The organism is Streptomyces sp. BE20, from assembly GCF_036322525.1.
Taxonomy (GTDB): domain Bacteria; phylum Actinomycetota; class Actinomycetes; order Streptomycetales; family Streptomycetaceae; genus Kitasatospora.
This window is the reverse complement of record NZ_JAQYWW010001226.1, coordinates 1-506: the sequence shown is the minus strand read 5'-3', so window position 1 is coordinate 506 and position 506 is coordinate 1. Positions and strand designations below refer to the sequence as shown.

1 protein-coding gene is annotated in these 506 nt (G+C 69.2%); it reads left to right on the top strand.

Annotated features, from left to right (window positions below):
- Positions 1-176: 176 nt before the first annotated feature.
- Positions 177-506, top strand: a 330-nt coding sequence (locus PUR61_RS44875; protein ID WP_329885761.1) for a transposase, incomplete at its 3' end; no start/stop codon positions are given.

Below are 506 nucleotides of genomic sequence, written 5' to 3'. Positions count from 1 at the left end.
GACACACCGCCGAGAGACCCTGCCCGACACCTACCGCGCCATCGCCGGCCTCGTCTCCGACCGCACCGCCGGCACGTGAACCACAGACCTCAACCAGCCCCCTGCTGCCCCACCCGCTATCACGCACCAACTCGTAAGAAGACATCTCATTTGGGTGGGTTGAGTAGACTCCGGGTGTGCTGATCGTTGAGCGGCTGGTGCCGGATGAGCTGTGGGAGTTGTTCCAGTTGGTCGTGCCGGACGCTCCGGTGCGCCCGCAGGGTGGTGGCCGGCGGCGCCACGGGGATCGCGAGGTGCTGGCGGCGATCGTGTTCGTCGCGACGTCCGGGTGCACCTGGGCCCAACTGCCGCCGTGCTTCGGCCCGTCCGGCCCGACTGCGCATCGGCGGTTCACCGAGTGGAGCAGGGCCCGGGTCTGGGCCAAGCTCCACCGGGTGGTCCTGGAGGAGCTCGGCGCGCGAGGTGAGCTGGACTGGTCGAGGTGCGCGGTCGACTCGGTGAACATG